The following is a 20,536-nucleotide window of genomic DNA, read 5'->3' on the forward strand; positions in this document are numbered from 1 at the left end:
CATGAGCCACGCGGCCACCTTGACGCCCGAGGTGCTGACGACCCTGATCGCGCTGGTGCGCCAGCATACGGGCATCGCCATGACGGCGCGCAAGAGCGTCTTGCTGGAACGGCGCTTGCAGCCACGGCTGCAGGCGCTGTCCCTGCACAGCTACCAGGCTTACCTGGAGCGCGTGGCCAGCGACCGCGACGAGGTGGCCCACTTCATCGACCTGGTGACCACCAACGACACCCTGTTCTTCCGCACGCCGCAAATCTGGGATTACTTCCGCGACCGCTACCTGCCCGCCTGGGCCCGCGCCCATCCGGGCGATTGCCTGGCAATCTGGTCGGCGGCGGCCGCCAGCGGCGAGGAACTGTATTCGATCGCCATGCTGTGCGAGCAATTCAAGCTGCAAGTGCCGTCTTTCCGCTACCAGATCCTGGCCAGCGACATTTCGCAGCAGATCCTGGGCGCGGCGCGGGCCGGCCAGTACAGCGGCCGCTCCGTCGAGCGCATCCGTTTGTCGCACCCGGACTTGCTGCACAAATATTTCACGCCAGCACCGTATGGCGTCAAGGTCAACGAGGAATTGCGCCAACACGTCAGCTTTGCGCAGCATAACCTGCTCGAAGCGCTGCGCCCGGCGCGGCAGTTCGACCTGGTATTCCTGCGCAATGTGCTCATCTATTTCGATGCCGAGCACCAGGAAACCGTGCTGCGCCAGGCAAGGCTCAGCCTCAAGGACGAAGGCCGGCTGATCCTGGGCGAATCGGAAACCATCGCCCGGCTCGGCACCGGCTATCAATTCGAGTTTCCCATGATTTACAAGGCGGGTACCGCATGAGCATCATCATCGACCATGGCCTGCCGCTGCACCATGTCGGCATGGGTCAACTGAGCGTGGGCACGCATGGCGAGCAGCTGCAAGCGCTCCTCGGCTCCTGCATCGGCATCGGCTTCATCTGGAAGAACGGCCCATGCTGCGGCCTGGCCCATTGTTTGCTGCCGGAAGCGCCGGGCGCCGACAGCGCCATTGGCGCTCGCTATGTAAGCCAGGCCGTGCCCTCGTTGCTGCGCCTGATGGGGGTGCGGCAAGCCGACTACGCCGACATCGAAGTGGTGCTGGCGGGCGGCGCCAGCATGTTTGGCCCGCGCAACGGACGCCTGCAAGTGGGCCGGCAAAACGCGGAAGCGGCGCAAAAGTACCTGGACCAGTGCGGCTTGCACGTCAGCTTTTGCGCGCTGGGCGGCCGCCACGGACGCCAGTTGCTGATCGATTGCGCCAATCACAGCTACGCCGTCACCGATGTCGTGGCGCCACCCGAATTGATTCCACGCAAGGAAGGCGTATATGGATATGCATGAAGCGACGGGCTTGCAAGCGCAGGCCAGCGGAGAAACGGCCACCGAGCTGTTCGGTTCCTTCCACCTGGGCGACGATGAATTCGCCCTGCCCGCCAGTTGCATCCGCGAAGTGGTGAACTATCCCGCGAAAGTCACCGCCCTGCCCCTGTCGCCCGCTTATCTGGAAGGCATGTTTACCTTGCGCGGCAGCGTCATTCCGGTGGTCAACCTGGGCCGCTTGTTCCGCGCCGATGCGCCGCGCGCCGTGGCCACGGACAAGATCGCCATTCTCGACTTCCAGCAAGTGCTGATCGGCATCGTCTTCCAGGATACGGGCGAAATCCTGCGCGTGCCCGCCAGCGCCCGCAGCGCCCTGCAATATGCGGCCGGCGACAACCACGCCGTCATCGCCGGCACGATCCTGCTCGATGGCGGCGCGCGCCTGCTGCAAGTGCTCGACCCGCACGCCCTGCTGCGCATTGAAAACGTGCCCCATGTGCTGGCCCTGCAGGCGACGGGCGCCAAGCTGAGCACTGCCCGCTACCATGCGCAAAGCGAACGCCGGCAATGCGTCAGCTTCCATGCGGCCGGCGCCACGTTTGCCTTTGAAATGCTGGCCATCCAGGAAATCATCCGGGTGCCGGAACTGCACAGTTCCCTGCTGAACAGCGAACTGTGCCTGGGCCGCATGCATTTTCGCGGCAGCCAGGTGGCCGTCGTCGACTTCGGCGCCCTGCTGCAGGCGCCCGGCTCCGGCAAGGCATCAACAGGCGACCAGCGCATCATCGTCGTGCGCCTCGATGACACGACCGTGGGCTTCCTCGTCGACTCCGTCGACAGCATCGTGCATTTCTTTGGCGACGAGGTGTTGCCGATTCCCCTGCTGAGCAAGGCGCGCGCCGCCATGTTTGCCGGCTGCATCACGAAAGAAGGCTTGGGCGACATCATTTTCCTCGACCACAAGGGCATCCTGTCACAGGCCGAGATCATCGAGATGCGCGACGGCCACGCGCGCCTGTATCCGGCCGACACGGACGCGAACACGGCCGCCACGCGCAAGGCGCAGCGCCGCGTCTACATCACGTTTACCGTGGAAACCCGCTTCGCCGTGGAAATCGGGCAAGTGCGTGAAATCATCGATTTCAGCGGCGCCATCACGACGCCGCCGGGCATGCCGGCCTGCATGCGCGGCATGCTCAACTTGCGCCAGCAAATGATCAGCATCATCGATTTGCGCCAGCTGTACGCCATGCCCGCCTTGCCGGACGCCAGCGCCGGCAAGATTCTGATCGTGGAACGGGGCGCAGAGCGCTACGGCTTTCTCGTCGACCACGTCGACAACATCATGACCATTTCCGACAGCCAGCGCTTCGCGGCGCCGCAAATCATCCGCACGGGAGAACATGAGGACCTGCGCAGCGAAATGGATGAAATGATCGATATCGGCACGGATGCGCAGCGCCAGACCCTGTCCGTCTTCCAGTGCGACCATCTGCTGGAAAAACTGGGGGCGGCGCTGCCGCAGGCTGCCTAGGCTGCTTTACATCCCCGGCAGCTGGTGCCCCTTGAACTGCTCGCGCAGCTTGTTCTTCTGGATCTTGCCCGTGGCGCCCATGGGCAAGGCGTCGATAAACAGCACGTCGTCCGGCGTCCACCACTTGGCGATCTTGCCCTCAAAAAATTGCAACAGCGCGTCGCGCGTGACGGTCATGCCGGGACGCAGCACGACGACGAGCACGGGGCGCTCGTCCCATTTCGGGTGGAACACGCCGATGCAGGCCGCCTGCAGCACGGCCGGATGCGCCATGGCCAGGTTTTCCAGGTCGATGGTGCCGATCCACTCGCCGCCCGACTTGATCACATCCTTGCTGCGGTCCGTGATCTGCATGTAGCCGTCCGTGTCGATGGTGGCCACGTCGCCTGTGGGGAACCAGCCATCCTGCAGCACGTCGCCACCCTCGTTCTTGTAATACGACGAAATGATCCACGGCCCCTTCACCAGCAGATGGCCATACGCCACGCCGTCCCACGGCAATTCCTTGCCATCGTCGTCGACGATCTTCATGTCCACGCCGTAAATCGCATGGCCCTGCTTTTGCAGTATCTTGCGCTGCTCGTCCTTCGGCAAGTCCAGGTGCTTGGTCTGCAAGCCGCCCGCCGTGCCCAACGGCGACATTTCCGTCATGCCCCAGGCGTGGATGACTTCCACGTCGAACTTGTCGATCAGGGTATCCATCATGGCCGGCGGACACGCCGCGCCGCCGATCACGGTGCGGCGGAAAGTGGAAAATTGCAGATTATTCTGCAAGGCATGATTGAGCAAACCCAGCCAGACGGTGGGCACGCCGGCCGAGAACGTCACTTTTTCCGCCTCGAACAATTCGTACAGCGACTTGCCGTCCAGCGCCGCGCCGGGAAACACCATGCGCGCGCCGGACAGGGGCACGGAATACGGCAAGCCCCAGGCATTCACGTGGAACATGGGCACGACGGGCAAGACCGTGTCCGAGGCGCGCACGTTCAGGGCGCTGGGCATGGCCGACGCGTACGCGTGCAGCACGGTCGAACGGTGCGAATACAGGGCGCCCTTGGGATTGCCCGTCGTGCCCGAGGTGTAGCACAGGGTGGCGGCCGAATTCTCGTCGAACAAGGGCCACGTGTAATCGTCGGAATGCGTGGCGATCAAGTCTTCATAGCACAGCAGGTCGGGAATCGTGCTGCTGGCGGGCATGCGCTCGCGGTCGCACATCAGCACGAAGTGACGCACGAAGTGACGCACGAAGGTGCAATCGGCGGCGATCTTTTCCACCACGGGCAGGAAAGTCAAATCAAACAGCAAGACTTGGTCTTCAGCGTGATTCGAGATGTAAGCGATCTGGTCGGGAAACAGGCGCGGATTAATGGTGTGCAGCACGGCGCCCGAGCCGGACACGGCATAGTATGCTTCCAGGTGGCGGTAGCCATTCCAGGCCAGGGTGGCGACCCGGTCGCCCATGCCGACGCCGAGGCCATGCAAGGCGTTCGCCAGCCGGCGCGCGCGCTGGTGGCAATCGCGGTAGGTGTAGCGGTGCATATCGCCTTCCACCCGCCGCGAAATGATTTCGCTGCCCCCATAATGACGCGCTGCAAACTCGATAATGCTGGAAATCAGCAGGGGCTGATTCATCATCTGGCCCATCACTGGACTCAAGGGGAATGCCGACATCGTCTCTCCTGGGGTGGATACTCGGTTATTGTTGGAAATTAAAGACTTTCCCTAGTTTCGTACGGTCGTGCGGAAATCGTCAACGCATTTCGATATTGCGACGCAGCATGGAATTTTCGATTCCGTTTTTTGCCGTGCGGATACCTACTACAGCGCCCGGCGCACGCCTTGGCGCTGTGCGGTAAAATCGCATTCCAGGCTGGCGCACCTTGCCGGTCCATCTTACTGACTGGAATTGCCATCACCGCTCATACCTTACCACTGGATAATGCCTTTGCGGCCTTGCCGCCCGCGTTCTATACGCGCTTGATGCCCACGCCCCTGCCCGCCCCGTATTTCGTGGCCGCCAGCGCGCCAGCCGCAGCCCTGATCGGCCTCGATGCGGCGCGCCTGGCCGAGCCCGATTATGTAGCGCTGCTGAGCGGCAATGCCGTGGCCGAGCGTTCGCAACCGCTGTCGGCTGTGTATTCGGGCCACCAGTTCGGCGTCTGGGCCGGCCAACTGGGCGATGGCCGCGCCATCCTGCTGGGCGATATCGCCACCGAAAACGGCCCCATGGAACTGCAGCTGAAAGGTGCCGGCGCCACGCCGTATTCGCGCATGGGCGACGGCCGCGCCGTGCTGCGCTCGTCCATCCGCGAATTCCTGTGCTCGGAAGCCATGGCGGCGCTGGGCATACCCACGTCGCGCGCGTTGTCCATCATGGGTTCACAGCAAGGCATCATGCGTGAAACCGTCGAGACGGCCGCCGTCGTGACGCGCATGGCGCCCACTTTCGTGCGCTTCGGCTCGTTTGAACACTGGTTTTACCGCAAGCAGCCGGACGAGCTGAAAATCCTCGCCGACTATGTCATCGACGGCTTCTACCCCCACTTGCGCGCTGCATCAAATCCATATCAAGCCTTGCTGGCCGAAGTATGCGTGCGCACGGCGCACATGATCGCGCAGTGGCAAGCCGTGGGCTTCATGCATGGCGTCATGAATACGGACAATATGTCGATCCTGGGCCTGACGCTCGATTACGGCCCCTTCGGCTTCATGGAAGCGTTTGACGCCGAGCACATCTGCAACCATACGGACCAGCAGGGACGCTATTCCTACGCCAACCAGCCGCAAGTGGGCCACTGGAACTGCTACGCGCTGGGCCAGGCGCTGTTGCCGTTGATCGGCGAAGTGGCATTGGCGCAGGCGGCGCTGGACAGCTACCAGAGCGCCTTTGCGGAGAAGATGAATACCTTGCTGCGCGCCAAGCTCGGCTTGCGCGAAGTGCAAGACGACGACACGGCGCTGTTCGACAGCATGTTTGCGCTGATGCAAGCCAATCACGTGGATTTCACCAACTTCTTCCGCGCCCTGGCGACACTGCAAGTAGACGCCCCCGAGCACGACACGGTGCTGCGCGACATGTTCATCGACCGCCCCGCGTTCGATACGTGGGCGGCACAATACCGCGCGCGCCTGCGGCAGGAGCAAAGCGTCGATGCCGAGCGGCAAGCAGCGATGAACCTGGTCAACCCGAAATACGTGCTGCGCAACTACCTGGCGCAAGTGGCCATCGAAAAAGCCCAGCAGCAAGACTACACGGAAGTGGCGAGATTGCTGGAAGTTTTGCAAAAGCCATTTGACGAACAGCCCGAACACCAGCACTATGCGGCCCTGCCGCCCGACTGGGCCAGCCACCTTGAAGTCAGTTGCTCATCCTGAGGAGTCATTATGACCACGAATAAAGTCAAGAAAACCGACGCCGAATGGCGCGCCATGCTCGATTCGATGCAATACGAAGTCACGCGCCACGCGGCCACGGAACGGGCCTTCACGGGCAAGTTCTGGGACCACCATGAACATGGCGTCTACACCTGCGTATGCTGCAATACGCCATTATTTGCCTCGGACACCAAGTTCGATTCCGGCTGCGGCTGGCCCAGCTATTTCCAGGCCCTCGATCCGGCCAACGTGACGGAAATCGTCGACCGCAGCCACGGCATGGTGCGCACGGAAATCGTTTGCGCCGTCTGCGACGCCCACCTGGGCCACGTCTTCCCGGACGGCCCGCCGCCGACCGGCTTGCGCTATTGCATCAATTCGGCATCGCTGCGCTTCGATCCGCAACCGTGAGACACTGGAATGGCGGGCGGGCATCTTGCTCCTAAGCCATTCCTAAGATGAATGTAACAAGACCCGTGTAAAGTCTCGCCATGAAATTTCTATTCGACCTATTCCCCCTGATCGCCTTCTTCGCCGCCTTCAAACTGGGCGGCATGTATGAAGCGGCCACGCACGATTTCGTGCAGCAATATCTGTCCGGCTTCGTGTCAGGCGGCCTGATCAAGGCCGACCAGGCGCCGTGGATACTTGCCACCCTCGTCGGCATCGTCGCCACCGCCTGCCAGGTCAGCTATCTGCTGCTGCGCGGACGCAAGGTGGACGGCATGCTGTGGTTGTCGCTGTTCATCTTTGTCGTATTCGGCGGCGCCAGCATTTACCTGCATGACGATTTCTTCCTGAAATGGAAGCCGACCCTGATCTACTGGCTGTCCGGCCTGGCCCTGTTGATCGCCCATGTTGGCTTCAAAAAAAACCTGATCCGCAAGACCATGGAAGCGCAAGTGCAATTGCCCGATGCTGTGTGGAACCAGTTGCTGGCCGCATGGATCATCTTCTTTGGCGCCATCGGCGCGCTGAACCTGTTCGTGGCCTTCGTACTGTACAAGGGCGACATGGCCGCCTGGGTCAGCTTCAAGGCGTTTGGCGCGACGGGCATCTTCTTTGCCTTTATCGTGGCGCAAACCCTGTTCCTGGCCAAACATATCAAGGAAGACGCATGATGACGAACGACACGGCAACGCGCATGGAGCGCATTCGTACCCGCCTGGAAACGGCACTTTCCCCTCTGGAATGCGTGCTGGAAGATGACTCGGCGCGCCACCGGGGCCATGCGGGCGCCGCCTCGGGCGGAGGCCATTACAATCTACGCATAATTTCTAGTCAATTTGAGGGGCTCAGGCTCGTCATGCGCCATCGACTGGTGTATGATTCCGTGCACGATATGATGCATAATGAGATACATGCATTGGCGATTGTGGCTCTGGCGCCATCCGAAGTAGTGTAAGGATGGCGTTTTGGCGTACCCGAGCCATGTTATCAATTTCTTTCCATGCGTTTTTTACGAAACTTTCCCTAACAGGATTTAATAATGACTTTTAAGCCAGCCCGCTTGCTGATCGCACTACTCGCCGTTGTCGCGGTACCTGTTTTTGCGCAAAATGTTGCCGTTGTTAATGGCAAGCCTATCCCATCGTCGCGCGTTGATGCAGTCGTCAAGCAAGTCGTCGCCCAAGGCCAGCAACCGGATTCGCCGCAACTGCGCGAAATGATCAAGAAAGACTTGATCGGCCGTGAAGTGCTGATGCAAGAAGCGGAAAACAAAGGTTTCGGTAAAGATGCAGCAGTCAAGCAGCAAATCGAGAACGCACGCCAGGCCATCGTCATCAACGCCCTGGTCGGCGACTACCTGAAAAAGAACCCCGTCAACGACGCTGAAATCAAGGCCGAATACGACAAGTTCGTGGCCCAGACCGGCGACAAGGAATACCACGTTCGCCACATCCTGGTCGGCACCGAAGCGGAAGCGAAAGATATCATCGCCAAGCTGAAAGGCGGCGCCAAGTTCGAAGATCTGGCCAAACAATCGAAAGATACCGGCTCAGCCGACAATGGCGGCGACCTGGACTGGGCAGCCCCATCGTCGTTCCCGAAAGTGTTCTCGGACGCTTTCGTGAAACTGCAAAAAGGCCAGGTCACCGACACCCCAGTGCAAACGCCTAATGGTTTCCACGTGATCAAGCTGGACGACACCCGCGCGGCAAAACTGCCGACCCTGGAAGAAGTCAAGCCACAGATCGCCGAAGCGCTGCAGCAAAAGAAACTGCAAGCGTATCAGGAAGAAATGATCAAAAAAGCGAAAGTTCAGTAAGAACTGACCTCCCCGGCGCCCTTTTCGGCGCCGGTCGTGTATTCTGCGCCTGAATGCGCACTGCGCGACAGTCGCGTATATCGATTTTTAGTATATTTATTAGGAATGAACATGATTTTGAAGCCAGCCCGCCTGATCTTAGCCCTGGTCGCCGTCGTAGCGATCCCTGCGTTCGCGCAAAACGTCGCCACCGTGAATGGCAAGGCCATTCCATCGTCGCGCGTCGACCAGGTCGTCAAGCAAGTCGTCGCCCAAGGCAAGCAAGCTGATTCGCCGCAATTGCGCGAAGCCATCAAGAAAGACCTGATCGGCCGCGAAGTGCTGATCCAGGAAGCCGACAAGCAAGGCTACGGCACGCGTCCGGAAGTCAAGTCGCAGATCGACAATGCCCGTCAAAGCATCATCATCAACGCCCTGCTGGCCGACTACGTCAAGAAGAACCCCGTCAAGGACGCTGAAATCAAGGCCGAGTACGACAAGTTCAAGGCGCAAGCGGGCGACAAGGAATACCATGCACGCCACATCCTGGTCGCCACCGAAGCGGAAGCGAAAGACATCATCGCCAAGCTGAAAGGCGGCGCCAAGTTCGAAGAACTGGCAAAAGTATCGAAAGACGGTTCCGCAGCCAATGGCGGCGACCTGGACTGGGCTAGCCCAGCTTCGTACGTGAAGCCATTCTCCGACGCCATGGTTGCTTTGAAACCAGGCCAGGTCACGCAAACGCCGGTGCAGTCGCAATTCGGTTTCCACGTGATCAAGCTGGAAGAAACCCGCCCGACGAAGCTGCCGGCACTGGAAGAAGTCAAGGGTCAAGTGGCCGAGTCGCTGCAACAGAAGAAACTCGCCGCCTACCGCGATGAGTTGATGAAGAAAGCAAAAATCCAGTAATATCGGATGAAGATGAAAAGGCGCTCCACGGAGCGCTTTTTTTACGCCTGGAGATGACATGAATCTACATGCAGAACTGAAAGCCGCGCTGGAAGCGGCCGCCGACCCGGGCCGTGCGGCGCCCATGCAGGCCTATATGCGAGACCAGTTCGTTTTCCTGGGCGTGGCAGCGCCGCAGCGGCGGCTGGCCGCCAGGGGCTTGCTGGCGGGCCTGAAGGGCATCGATGCCGCGACCTTGCTGGAACACGCGCAGCTGCTGTGGCAGCAGCCGGAGCGTGAATACCAGCACGTGGCGCTCGACATGCTGGCCCTGCACCGGTGCCAGTTGAACATCGGGCACATCCCCGCCCTGCTCGGCCTGGCGCGCCAGCGGGCATGGTGGGACAGCGTCGACGGCATGACGGACATCGTCGGCGACGTGCTGCAGGCGGAGCGCCAGCGCGGCGGCGACGGCCATGCGCACATGGATGACGCGCTGCGCCACCCAGACTTCTGGCTGCGCCGCATCGCCATGCTGCACCAGTTGGGCTGGCGCGCCGACACGGATGCCGGCTGGCTATTTGATGCGGCGCTGATGCTGGCCCACGAAGACGAGTTTTTCATCCGCAAGGCCATCGGCTGGGCCTTGCGCGATTACGCGCGCCACGCACCGGCAGCCGTGCTGGCTTTTGCCACGGAGCACCGCCAGCGGCTCTCTCCCCTCAGCTACCGCGAAGCACTGAAACACCAGCCACGCTGAACGACTGGCCACCCAGCAATCGCAGCGCCGCATCGATGCGGGGCGCGGCATCCCAGGCCGGCACGGGTGCCAGCAAGCCCAGCGCCATCTGCCGCAGCGGCTCGGCGATCACCATGGCCAGCAGCAAGCCGGCCAGTTCGTGCCCATCCTGCCCATCCTGCAAGGCCAGATGGCCGCGCGCGGCCTGGCGTCCCAACCAGTCGGCCAGCAGAGCCGTGCCCCGCTCGATGCCGTTGCGCTGATACACGGCCAGCAAATCCGCGCGCGCGGGAAACTCCGTGCACAGCAGGCGGAACAACCCCACGGCGTCGGCAGTCAGCACGCGCGCCGTCATCGCCTGCAAGATCTCTTTTAATAGCGGCAAGACCTCGCCTGGCCCGGCCGCATCGTACGCCATGGCCGGTAAAAATGCGTCCGTCCAGCCGCGCACCACCAGTGCGACCAGCTCTTCGCGGTTGGCCGCGTACTGATACAGCGACTTCTTGGCCATGCCCGCGTGGCGCGCCACCGCTTCCATGGTCGTGGCCGCATAGCCTTCGTGCAACAGCAGCCAGGTGGCCGCCTGCACTGCCGCCTCGCGCGCTTCCTCGGGCGGGCGTGCCGGGCGGCCCCGTCCACGCACAGCCTTGCTGTCTTCTTCCTGCATGCCGACTCCAAGCTTGATCGATGGGCAATTTTACACTGAAACATATTTAGGAAACGCAATTCGTTTCTTTAATATATAATCAGCTCACCCCAACAAAGGAGAACGACATGACGCAGCATATTCAATTCCCATGGAGCATCACCAGCACTGGCGACTTGCTCGACCCGTTCCCGCTGCGCCTGGAAACGGGCATCACGCGCCTGGAAGACGGTTGCCTGCTGGTGGCGGCGCGCACGGAACTGCACGGCTGCAGCGGGCGCATGCTGGACTGGTGGTTTACGTTTTTCGAAACGACGCAGCACATCAAGTGGTGGCATCCGCACGATCACGTGGCCCATCACGGCTGGAACAGTGCGTGGAAAAAGGGAGAGAGTTACTATGGCGCCTCGATTGAGGCCGTGGAGTCCCTGGGCGACATTCCGCCCGTGAAAGCCAAGCTGAAGTTCCATAATCCGAAGGAAGTATTTGATCCGGCGCAACTGCGGCAGGCCAAGGAAAGCGGCGCCCTCTCGGCCGCCATCTGCGCGCGCATCGGCTTTGGCGAGCACGTGCAACTGGACCCACTGGGCGATCCGCTCGATGGCGAAATGCTGCATTTGACGCGCGACACGCCTACGGGCTGCGTGCTGCGCAGTCGCTTCTTGCTGGGCCGCAATAGCCTGAATCCCGTGCGCGACGTGCCCGATGTGCTGGGCCTGAATTTGCTGCGCCATTGCTACAGCGAATTTACCTATCTGTCGCGCTTCCTGCCGTCGCTGTATTACGGCGAGCATGCCAACGGGGAAAAGGCGCCGCTGCCCTGGTGAAACATGGTTTTACAACTGCTTGTGCATGCGCGCCAGCGGCAGCTTGATGTCATCGGGCAAGTCGAGGTGAAACTCTTCCGTCACGGCAAAGCCGCTGGCCAAATACAGCGGCACCCCGGGCAAAGTGGCGGCCAGTTCCAGGGCGGTAAAACCGGCGGCCAGCGCCTGGCGTTCGCAATGGCGCATCAGCATGCTGCCCAGGCCCTGGCGGGCGGCGCCTGGTTCGACAAAGAAGGCGCGGATGCGGCCCGGCTGGCTGGCCGGATCGAGCAGCGGATCCGGCCAGCTCTTGGCGCGGTCGGCGCCATACAGGGTGGCGCGCTGGCTCCAGCCGCCGCAAGCGAGCATGGCGCCGTCGCGTTCGATCACGAAATACGTCCGGTCGGCAACGAGCTGCGTATCGACGCCGAACACGTGGCGCGTCACGGCTTCGGCCTGTTCCCGCGTATAAAACCCCGCACTCAGCGCCACGCCGGAACGGGCGATCAGCGCATTCATGGCCGGCACGTCGGCCGGCAGCGCCACGCGCAAGCGCGTCAACGCGCCAAAGCTGAACCAGGCACGGCTGATGCGTCCCTGCTCCACCTCGTACGTCGCCACCAGTTCCTGGGCCGACACGCCATCGTCCGTATCGCCATGGACGATTTCATGGTCGATCACCAGCTTGCCGCAGGCTATGCGATTGAGCAACTGCGCCCGCGGCCGGCTTGCCGCAAAACGGGCCGTGAAACGGGGACCGATCTGCGCGCTGCCCTGGGCCAGCAAGGTATCGGGGTGCTGGAATTGCTGCGCATCATCTGCGTAGATGGCCAGCAAGGCCGGCACGTCGTGCGCGTTGTAGGCGTCCAGTTGCGCCTGGACCACCGCCGTTGGCGAAATGAGTGTATCGTTGGCAAGCGCCATGCGTGTACCTGTTGTGGAGTGGGTGGAAAGTTGCAAAGGGTAACATTGTCACCTCTTTCGCGACGCAGTTTACTGCGATAATAACAAGATTCGTCGCAAGAAACATATTCAGGCGTCACCAATCAATCGCAAATCGCAGCAGGAGTAAATATCATGAAATGGGAAGGCAATCGCGAAAGCGACAATGTGGAAGATCGCCGTGGCGAAGACGGTGGTGGTGGAGGCGGCGGTGGAGGCTTTGGTTTTGGCGGGCGCTCGATCGGCATCGGCACCATCGTCATCGCCCTCGTCGGCTCGTATGTGCTGGGCGTCAATCCCCTGACCCTGCTGAACCTGCTCAGCGGCGGTGGCGGCCAGGTCAGCACCCAGCAAAGTCAGGCGCCGGCGCGCCAACCACCCGAATCGGACGAGATGGCCCGCTTCGTGAAAACCGTGCTGGCCGATACGGAAGACACGTGGAGCGCCCTGTTCAAGGCCGAAGGCGGCAGCTATGTGAAACCCAAGCTGGTCCTGTTCTCGGGCAGCACGCCGACCGCGTGCGGCACGGGCCAGAGCGCCAGCGGGCCCTTCTACTGCCCCGGCGACCAGAAAGTCTATCTGGACCTCGATTTCTTCAACCTGATGCAGCAACGCTTCAAGGTCTCGGGCGAGTTTGCCGAAGCCTACGTGATTGCGCATGAAGTGGGCCACCACGTGCAGAACCTGATGGGCTTGTCCGAGAAGGTCGACAATGCACGCCGCACGGCCTCGGAGCGCCAGGCCAACGCCATGTCCGTGCGCCTGGAATTGCAGGCCGACTGCTTTGCCGGCGTATGGGCGTATCACGCGAACCAGGACCGCAAGATCCTCGAACAGGGCGACGTGGAAGCGGCCTTGAAAGCGGCCACGGCCATTGGCGACGATGCGCTGCAGCGCCAGTCGCAAGGCCATGTCGTGCCGGACTCGTTTACGCATGGCACCTCGGATCAGCGCGTACGCTGGTTTACCAAGGGCATCGAGAGCGGCCAGATTGCCCAGTGCAACACGTTCGAGGCACGCCAGTTGTAGTAGCACCTACGAACACCCGCGCATGCCGCGCTGCGGGGCGGCATGCGTAGCGGTTACGGCACGCTGACGTCGTAGCGCTTGCCCAGTCTTTTCAGCTCACCCGTCTCGATCAGATTATTCAGTTCCTGGTCGAACTGCAGGCGCAGCTTGTCGAAAGTGGGCGAGCGGGGGAAGGCGAAATAGCCGTTTTGCAGTTCGATGATTCTGGACAGGGGTTTTACCTGACGGCCATAGCCCAGGCGGGCGATGACGGGGTCGGTATTGCGGCGGTTGCTGACAAACACGTCGACGTGATTGTGCACCAGCATCTTCAAGCCATTTTCCACATTGTTGGCCACGCTGACCTGCAAATCGGGCCGCACTCTTTCCCAGTCCGCGCCATAGGCCCAGCCATTGAGCATTACCACCCTGCGGTTCTTCAGCACCGCGTAGTCACCATCCCAGCCGAAGCTGGCGTCCTGGCGCGTATAAAACACCATCTGATCCTGGTAAAACGGCTTGTCGGAAAACGCCATGCTGGCGATACGCTCGGGCGTCTTGTAGGGACCGATCAGGATATCGGCCTGGCCCTGCACCAGCATGGCTTGCGCGCGCGCCCACGGCACCATGCGAAAACGCACGGTGTTACCCGTGCGCGCCGCCATCAGGCGCAGCAGTTCCGCGCCCAGGCCGCCATATTCACCACTGTCCTGGTATTCGAACACGCGCTCGAACTGCGCGCCGACGGCCAGCAGCTCGCGTGCCTGCAGGGGCGCGGCAAATGCCGGCCACAGCAACGCCAAGGCCAGCAGGCGCCGCCCTGCTTTTTCCATCAGCCGACGATGCGCAAGGAGTAATCGGTGGCCCGCACATCCTTGGTCAGGCTGCCGATCGAAATGCGGTCCACGCCCGTTTCCGCAATGGCGCGCACGGTATCGAAATTGATGCCACCGGACGCTTCGAGCAAGGCACGGCCGTTCGTCACTGCCACAGCTTCGCGCATCATGTCGTTGCTGAAGTTGTCGAGCAGGACGGAGACGGCGCCCGCATCCAGCGCTTCGCGCAATTGCGCCAGGGTTTCCACTTCGATTTGCACGGGCACGCCCGCATCGAGGTTGCGCGCGTTTTCCAGGGCCTGGCTGACGCCGCCCGCCGCCGCGATATGGTTTTCCTTGATCAGGATACCGTCGTACAGGGCCAGGCGCTGGTTCTTGCCGCCACCGACGCGCACCGCATACTTTTGCGCCAGGCGCAGACCCGGCAAGGTCTTGCGCGTATCTAAAATGGACGCTTTGGTGCCAGCGATCACGTCAACATACTGGCGCGTGGCCGTGGCGACCGCCGACAGCAACTGCAGGAAATTGAGGGCGCTGCGCTCGGCCGTGAGCAAGGCGCGCGCCGGCGCTTGAATCGTGCAGACGACGCTGTCGGCCGTCATCATGTCGCCTTCAGCGTAATGCCAGGCAATATCGATGCTGCGGTCCAGGCTTTTCATGATGCCTTCGAACCATGGCGCGCCGCACAGCACGGCCGCTTCGCGCACGATCACACGGGCCGTGACTATATGGTCGGGCGGCACCAGCTCGCCCGTCAGGTCGCACTGACCCACGTCTTCCAGCAAGGCGGCCAGCAAATTGCCTTCGAACGCGCGCGCCAGGGCCGGATCGAAAGGAGCGAAAGAATTGACGAGGGTACTCATGCTGGACCGATTCCTTGGAACAATGTGGTTTCTTTTGCCAGGTCAGCACCCGGCTTGAGGCCCGCCTTCTTGGCGGCGGCGAAGTCGAGCATGCGGTTGATCGAACGCACGGCCAGCTGGCCGACGGCGGGATCGACGTGGATTTCGTTGTGCATGTTTTCCAGCGTCTGCGCCAGATTCAGCAAGCCATTCATGGCCATCCACGGGCAGTGCGCGCAGCTTTTGCACGTGGCGCTGTTGCCGGCCGTGGGCGCTTCGATGAAGCGTTTTCCTGGCGCGGCGGCGCGCATCTTGTGCAGGATGCCGTTGTCGGTGGCGACAATAAAGGTATCCGTATCCATGGTTTGCGCTGCCGCAATCATTTGCGACGTGGAACCCACCATGTCGGCCAGCGCCACCACGTTCGCGGGCGACTCCGGGTGCACGAGTACCTTGGCTTGCGGATACTCTTCCTTGAGCAGATCGAGTTCGATGCCCTTGAATTCGTCATGCACGAGGCAGCTACCCTGCCACAGCAGCATGTCGGCGCCCGTCTGCTTCTGGATGTACGAACCCAGGTGCTTGTCTGGCGCCCACAGGATTTTCTTGCCCTGCGCATGCAGGTGAGCAACGATGTCGAGTCCGATGGACGAGGTCACCATCCAGTCCGCACGCGCCTTGACGGCCGCGCTGGTGTTGGCGTACACCACCACCGTGCGGTCCGGATGGGCGTCGCAGAAGGCCGTGAATTCATCGACCGGGCAGCCGAGGTCGAGCGAACAGGTCGCGTCGAGGTCGGGCATCAAGACGGTTTTCTCAGGACTGAGGATCTTTGCCGTTTCGCCCATGAAACGCACGCCAGCCACGACGAGGGTCTTGGCCGGATGGTCGCGCCCGAAGCGGGCCATTTCCAGGGAATCGGAGACGCAGCCGCCCGTGGCTTCGGCCAGGTCTTGCAGGTCGGCATCAACGTAGTAGTGGGCAACGAGCACGGCTTCGCGCTCGATCAGCAGGCGCTTGATGCGCGTGATCAGTTCGGCTTTTTCAGCCGGGGACGGCGTCGCTGGCGTGCGTGCCCAGGCGTGGGCAGTGCAGCTGGCTCCGTCTTGTGGATGTTCGTACTCGACGGATTTGATGGCTAAAGTTTGCATGGCTGTGTCAAACAAAAACGGGATAGACCGGCACGATTGCAATGAAGCAGGTGCGCCGGAACGAATGGACCGCGGCGCGTCGGTGTGGTGCTGGGTGGCATTGTCGGATTACGCTACGCTAATCCGACCTACATGGCCTGCCTACTAGCGTAGGTCGGATTAGCGCACAGCGCGTAATCCGACGCAACGTTACCCTACATAATTAATCAATACCTTGGCTCTTGAGGTAATCCTCATAGTTGCCACGGTAGTCGACCACTTCATCTTCCTTGATCTCGATGATGCGGTTCGCCAGCGAGGAGACGAATTCGCGGTCATGCGACACGAAGATCAGGGTGCCCGCGTATTTTTCCAGCGCGATGTTCAGGGATTCGATCGATTCCATGTCCATGTGGTTGGTCGGCTCATCGAGCATCAGCACGTTGTGGCGGCCCAGCATCAGCTTGCCGTACATCATGCGGCCTTTTTCACCACCGGACAGCACCTTGACAGCCTTCTTGACATCGTCGCCGCCAAACAGCAGGCGGCCCAGGATGGAGCGCACGGCCTGGTCGTCGTCGCCCTCTTTCGTCCACTGGCCGATCCAGTCGGTCAGGTTCGTGTCCTTGGCGAAATCTTCCGTCGGATCTTGCGGCATGTAGCCGACGTTGGCGTTTTCCGCCCACTTCACGCGGCCTTGATCAGGCTGCAAGCCGGCGATGTCGCCCGCGATGCAGCGCAGCATGGTGGTCTTGCCGGCGCCGTTGGCGCCGATGATGGCGATGCGTTCGCCTGCTTCCACCATAATGCTGAAGTTCTTGAACAGCTGGCGGTCGAAACCTTTCGAGATATTCTCGACTTCCACGGCCAGGCGGTGCAATTTCTTTTCGCCGTCGAAACGCACGAACGGATAGGCGCGCGACGATGGCTTGATGTCGTCGACCTTGATCTTTTCGATCTGCTTGGCGCGCGACGTCGCCTGGCGGGCCTTCGACTTGTTCGCGGCGAAGCGGCGCACGAATTCCTGCAGCTCGGCAACCTTGTCTTTCGCTTTCGCATTGTTGGCCAGCTGCTGGTTGCGCGCCTGGGTCGAGGCGAACATGTATTCGTCGTAGTTGCCTGGATAAATCTTCAGGGTGCCGTAGTCCATGTCGGCCACGTGGGTGCACACCTGGTTCAGGAAGTGGCGATCATGAGAAATGATGATCATGGTGGAGTTGCGCTCGTTGAGCACATCTTCCAGCCAGCGAATCGTGTTGATGTCCAGGTTATTCGTCGGTTCGTCGAGCAGCAGGATGTCCGGGTTCGAGAACAGCGCCTGCGCCAGCAGCACGCGCAGCTTCCAGCCTGGCGACACATTGCTCATCGGACCTTGATGCAGGTCGATGGCGACACCAGCGCCCAGCAGCAGTTCGCCGGCGCGCGATTCGGCCGTGTAGCCGTCGTATTCGGACACTTTGCCTTCCAGCTCGGCCGCCTGCATGTAGTCGTCGTCCGTCGCTTCCGGGTTCGCGTAGATCGCGTCGCGCTGCTGGATGGCGGCCCACATTTCCGTGTGGCCCATCATGACGACGTCGAGGACGCGCATGTCTTCAAAGGCGAACTGGTCCTGGCGCAGCTTGCCCAGGCGTTCGTTGGTATCGAGCATGACGTTGCCGCCCGACGGGTCCAGGTCGCCGCCCAGGATCTTCATGAACGTCGACTTGCCGCAGCCATTGGCGCCGATCAAGCCATAGCGGTTGCCGTCGCCGAACTTGACGGAGATATTCTCAAACAATGGCTTGGCGCCAAACTGCATCGTAATATTTGCTGTAGATAGCATGTGATATTGGGTCTTTATTCAGTTAAAACAGCTAGTTAAGTACTTTCCCTCCATTATACAGCAACCCCCATGAACCACTGTATAACACCTCCTAAAACAATGACTTACAACTGTATATTCAACAATTTTCGGTGAACAATCGATAGCACCAACACACCAAAAATAGGAAATTGATTTCAAGGCAAGATTTAACGTTGACCTGTCGATTTACCCACCTTTAGCTGCGGTACCCGACATTCGCACGACATTTGCAATATTCGCAAAATGACGGCGGATAGCGGCGGCTGATTTCGTGGCGGAGTCGATGGCCGTCAAAATGTCGAGCAATTCCCTGGCCTTGGCGACGCTGGAGCCGATGTCGAGCACATCGGGCGTGACAGCCGTGGCCGCCTTTTCCTTTTACAGACCGCTCATCCGCATCAAGTGATTGACCTCAGCCTCGTCCAAGTCCTGAGCGCCGCGCTGCGCAAGACGGGTCCGCCATGCTCCGCACCACCTAAAATCTGGTGCGCTTGCCTGCTATACGCGGCAGCGATCTAGCAGTGTGGAAAAATTGATCGCCACCAGAGTGCCGGCGGTAATCCGGTCGGCAATTTCCTGGCACAATGCGATGTGGTCCGAATAATTCCAGTACAGCGTTCCCGGTGGCACGCCGCCGGCCGCAGGATAGTCAGGTGAGAATGACCACATGCCATTGGCAGTCGTCGCGGTACCCGCCGTAACGCCCGTGGCCCTGAACGTATAGCTATTCGCTGCGGCGTTCTCAACGATGCCAGGTACGTTCAATTCCATCTGATTTGCCCCGCGATGATGTACGAGGCTGCCGTTCGGGTAGCCATGCCCCGCAGACGTTACCGTGACCACGCCACCAGCGTGCGTCATCGCCGTGACAGATTTGGAGGTGATTCGATGGCCATAGAGTATCTGGATGCACTTGTACAGCTCTGCCGAGTCGAGGCATTTTTTAACCTGTGCCAACGTTTTTCCGCCCAGGTCACGACTGCCGACGGCCGACGGGTTATCGATGCCCTGCGCGGTAGGTAGCCAGCCGGGCCGGCTCCAGCGAGAAACGTGATAGCCAACTGCTTTTGCTGCAGCCAGCAGTCGGTCGTTTCCTACGTTCTGTGGAAATGCAAAAACATCCGCGGTACGCGAAAAACCCTTGGCGAGGAGCCAGCTTCGCGAATCCGCCATTTCGGTAATAGCAGCACTCAATGGAATGGTGTCGAGTACGACGTGGTCCGTCGTGTGCGCAAACAAATCCGTCCCGGCATCGTACACGGTACGCAACTGCGATTCCGACATTTGACTACCCAAGCCAATGGTACCTGTCACCACGCCCAGCGAAACTGGGATTTCGTAGGAGCGGTACAAATTGCACAGGTCCACGCTATCTTGGTGGCAATCGTCAAAATTCACCAGCACGGCCGCTTGGCCCTCCCCGCCCTGAAAAACGCCGCCCAAGTACAGTACCGGTGTCGTCGTGGCCATTGGCTGCATGCCACTGACGACTAGGCGCATGTATGGGTAGCTCGTATCTGCGCCGCCAGGCGTCGTGCCCCCATACGTCCATGCCGGCACGCCCGTAGTATTCAGACTTCCATCATCTGCACTATTCATTTGTAGCGCATTCCAGCCACTGCGCAAAAACTGCGCGCTGGTCATCGTGAACGATGCGGCCGTAGTGTGGGAAAATCCGCTGTCGGCGCTCAGAACCACCTGAACGCCACACCCACGGTATGTGGGAGGCGTAGGTGGGGTATTTGAATAGTCAGTGGGCATCTCGGTAATGTAGAGGTGAACCGTGACCGTGCCGGCACTGGGAACAATCGGTTTTTGCAACGGCCCTTGCAGTCGCTCGAAACTGGACAGCCCAGAAATTTTCATCGCGCTGAAGCATCCCAGAGAGTCCTTGACGAATTCTTGAGAATTAGAGATTGCTGCAGTCCCGCCAAACCGCGTCCAGCGCATCGCACCGGAAACTGCCGCTGACATATCATCGATCACAGCAAAGCGCTTTCTACGAAAATTATCTTTTTTCCATTCTGGGCGTCGCTCAATTGCCGTGGCACTACCCCATGCACCGACCCCGATAACACGGCCAAACGCATCCAGCGCCACTGCCGCGTCATTGAGTGATGCGCTGCTGGTCGCAACATCCACAGAGCCTGCCATGCACGTCACCACAAAACGCTCCTGACCAGCATATGGCCCAATGGACGCCAGCGCGCCAGCGCCGACCAGCCATGACTGCGGCAAATTCGTTTCATCCAGCACTTGGTCGAGCCGGTAGATGACAGCAGCCGCACCGGGGCTGCCGCTGGCATTCAGAACCTGGCCCTCGGGCAACGTGATGGTTTGCGGCGTGCCGCCGGCGGGAATGGTTGGCATATT

Annotated in this window: 20 protein-coding genes; 12 read left to right on the forward strand and 8 right to left on the reverse strand. The window is 60.8% G+C overall.

All coding sequences use genetic code 11. The annotated features are described in order from the left end of the window. Position 1 precedes the first annotated feature (1 nt). The 3 genes from ASN89_RS02375 to ASN89_RS02385 are packed head-to-tail and all read left to right on the forward strand — an operon-like array spanning position 2 to position 2,860. A complete protein-coding gene (locus ASN89_RS02375; protein ID WP_058048140.1) occupies positions 2-826 on the forward strand; it encodes a CheR family methyltransferase in 825 nt (274 codons plus the stop codon). Beyond that, positions 823-1,347: a chemotaxis protein CheD gene (locus ASN89_RS02380; RefSeq protein WP_058048141.1), complete on the forward strand. Its 525-nt coding sequence runs from the start codon at positions 823-825 to the stop codon at positions 1,345-1,347. The genes ASN89_RS02375 and ASN89_RS02380 overlap by 4 nt, the downstream gene beginning before the upstream one ends. Beyond that, entirely contained in the window at positions 1,334-2,860 is a 1,527-nt protein-coding gene (locus tag ASN89_RS02385) for a chemotaxis protein CheW (RefSeq protein WP_235501830.1), read from the forward strand. Before ASN89_RS02380 ends, ASN89_RS02385 begins: the two co-directional genes overlap by 14 nt. A 6-nt stretch (positions 2,861-2,866) precedes the next feature. Here the strand turns inward: ASN89_RS02385 and ASN89_RS02390 are convergent, their stop codons facing one another. After that, entirely contained in the window at positions 2,867-4,531 is a 1,665-nt protein-coding gene (locus ASN89_RS02390) for a 3-(methylthio)propionyl-CoA ligase (RefSeq protein ID WP_058048142.1), read from the reverse strand. A gap of 261 nt (positions 4,532-4,792) precedes the next feature. Between ASN89_RS02390 and ASN89_RS02395 the strand changes: the two genes are divergently transcribed. From ASN89_RS02395 to ASN89_RS02425, 7 genes are all read left to right on the forward strand, one after another. After that, complete coding sequence (locus tag ASN89_RS02395; RefSeq protein ID WP_268766372.1) at positions 4,793-6,235, forward strand: protein adenylyltransferase SelO; 1,443 nt, start codon at positions 4,793-4,795, stop codon at positions 6,233-6,235. A 9-nt stretch (positions 6,236-6,244) separates the two neighbouring features. Further along, positions 6,245-6,646: a peptide-methionine (R)-S-oxide reductase MsrB gene (msrB, locus tag ASN89_RS02400; protein WP_034756083.1), complete on the forward strand. Its 402-nt coding sequence runs from the start codon at positions 6,245-6,247 to the stop codon at positions 6,644-6,646. Between the two features lie 80 nt (positions 6,647-6,726). Further along, the gene (locus tag ASN89_RS02405; RefSeq protein WP_046682773.1) at positions 6,727-7,356 is read left to right on the forward strand and encodes a septation protein A; all 630 of its coding nucleotides are present in this window, start codon (positions 6,727-6,729) and stop codon (positions 7,354-7,356) included. After that, entirely contained in the window at positions 7,353-7,640 is a 288-nt protein-coding gene (locus ASN89_RS02410; RefSeq protein WP_058048143.1) for a BolA family protein, read from the forward strand. The genes ASN89_RS02405 and ASN89_RS02410 overlap by 4 nt, the downstream gene beginning before the upstream one ends. An 84-nt stretch (positions 7,641-7,724) precedes the next feature. Beyond that, positions 7,725-8,504, forward strand: a complete 780-nt coding sequence (locus ASN89_RS02415; RefSeq protein ID WP_034756076.1) for a peptidyl-prolyl cis-trans isomerase — start codon at positions 7,725-7,727, stop codon at positions 8,502-8,504. Positions 8,505-8,615: 111 nt separating this feature from the next. Next, positions 8,616-9,392 carry a peptidylprolyl isomerase gene (locus ASN89_RS02420; protein WP_034756072.1) on the forward strand — a complete coding sequence of 259 codons (777 nt, stop codon included), beginning with the start codon at positions 8,616-8,618 and terminating at the stop codon, positions 9,390-9,392. A gap of 58 nt (positions 9,393-9,450) precedes the next feature. Continuing rightward, the gene (locus tag ASN89_RS02425; protein ID WP_058048144.1) at positions 9,451-10,131 is read left to right on the forward strand and encodes a DNA alkylation repair protein; all 681 of its coding nucleotides are present in this window, start codon (positions 9,451-9,453) and stop codon (positions 10,129-10,131) included. On the opposite strand, the gene ASN89_RS02430 is transcribed toward ASN89_RS02425, so the two are convergent. After that, on the reverse strand, positions 10,094-10,777 hold the full coding sequence (locus ASN89_RS02430) for a TetR/AcrR family transcriptional regulator (RefSeq protein WP_058048145.1): 684 nt from the start codon (positions 10,775-10,777) through the stop codon (positions 10,094-10,096). The two genes, ASN89_RS02425 and ASN89_RS02430, sit on opposite strands and share 38 nt — an antisense overlap. A gap of 107 nt (positions 10,778-10,884) precedes the next feature. On the opposite strand from ASN89_RS02430, the gene ASN89_RS02435 reads away from it, so the two are divergent. Beyond that, on the forward strand, positions 10,885-11,583 hold the full coding sequence (locus tag ASN89_RS02435) for a DAPG hydrolase family protein (protein WP_046682777.1): 699 nt from the start codon (positions 10,885-10,887) through the stop codon (positions 11,581-11,583). 9 nt (positions 11,584-11,592) lie between these two features. On the opposite strand, the gene ASN89_RS29370 is transcribed toward ASN89_RS02435, so the two are convergent. After that, positions 11,593-12,486, reverse strand: coding sequence for a GNAT family N-acetyltransferase (locus ASN89_RS29370; protein WP_082127598.1), 894 nt, complete (start codon positions 12,484-12,486; stop codon positions 11,593-11,595). 153 nt (positions 12,487-12,639) lie between these two features. Between ASN89_RS29370 and ASN89_RS02445 the strand changes: the two genes are divergently transcribed. Beyond that, positions 12,640-13,533 carry a neutral zinc metallopeptidase gene (locus ASN89_RS02445; protein WP_058048146.1) on the forward strand — a complete coding sequence of 298 codons (894 nt, stop codon included), beginning with the start codon at positions 12,640-12,642 and terminating at the stop codon, positions 13,531-13,533. Positions 13,534-13,586: 53 nt separating this feature from the next. On the opposite strand, the gene ASN89_RS02450 is transcribed toward ASN89_RS02445, so the two are convergent. From ASN89_RS02450 to ASN89_RS02470, 5 genes are all read right to left on the reverse strand, one after another. Continuing rightward, positions 13,587-14,345 (reverse strand): substrate-binding periplasmic protein, encoded by a 759-nt coding sequence (locus ASN89_RS02450; RefSeq protein WP_046682779.1) that lies wholly within the window; start codon positions 14,343-14,345, stop codon positions 13,587-13,589. Next, positions 14,345-15,211 (reverse strand): carboxylating nicotinate-nucleotide diphosphorylase, encoded by an 867-nt coding sequence (nadC, locus tag ASN89_RS02455; protein WP_058048147.1) that lies wholly within the window; start codon positions 15,209-15,211, stop codon positions 14,345-14,347. Before nadC ends, ASN89_RS02450 begins: the two co-directional genes overlap by 1 nt. Further along, positions 15,208-16,341: a quinolinate synthase NadA gene (nadA, locus tag ASN89_RS02460; RefSeq protein ID WP_034756048.1), complete on the reverse strand. Its 1,134-nt coding sequence runs from the start codon at positions 16,339-16,341 to the stop codon at positions 15,208-15,210. Before nadA ends, nadC begins: the two co-directional genes overlap by 4 nt. Before the next feature lie 202 nt (positions 16,342-16,543). Further along, on the reverse strand, positions 16,544-18,142 hold the full coding sequence (locus ASN89_RS02465; protein WP_034756044.1) for an ABC-F family ATPase: 1,599 nt from the start codon (positions 18,140-18,142) through the stop codon (positions 16,544-16,546). A gap of 519 nt (positions 18,143-18,661) precedes the next feature. Further along, the gene (locus ASN89_RS02470) at positions 18,662-20,533 is read right to left on the reverse strand and encodes a polysaccharide deacetylase family protein (RefSeq protein WP_052755585.1); all 1,872 of its coding nucleotides are present in this window, start codon (positions 20,531-20,533) and stop codon (positions 18,662-18,664) included. Positions 20,534-20,536: the final 3 nt, after the last annotated feature.

It is taken from the genome of Janthinobacterium sp. Ant5-2-1, from assembly GCF_001445815.1.
In the GTDB taxonomy this organism is placed as follows: domain Bacteria; phylum Pseudomonadota; class Gammaproteobacteria; order Burkholderiales; family Burkholderiaceae_D; genus Janthinobacterium; species Janthinobacterium lividum_E.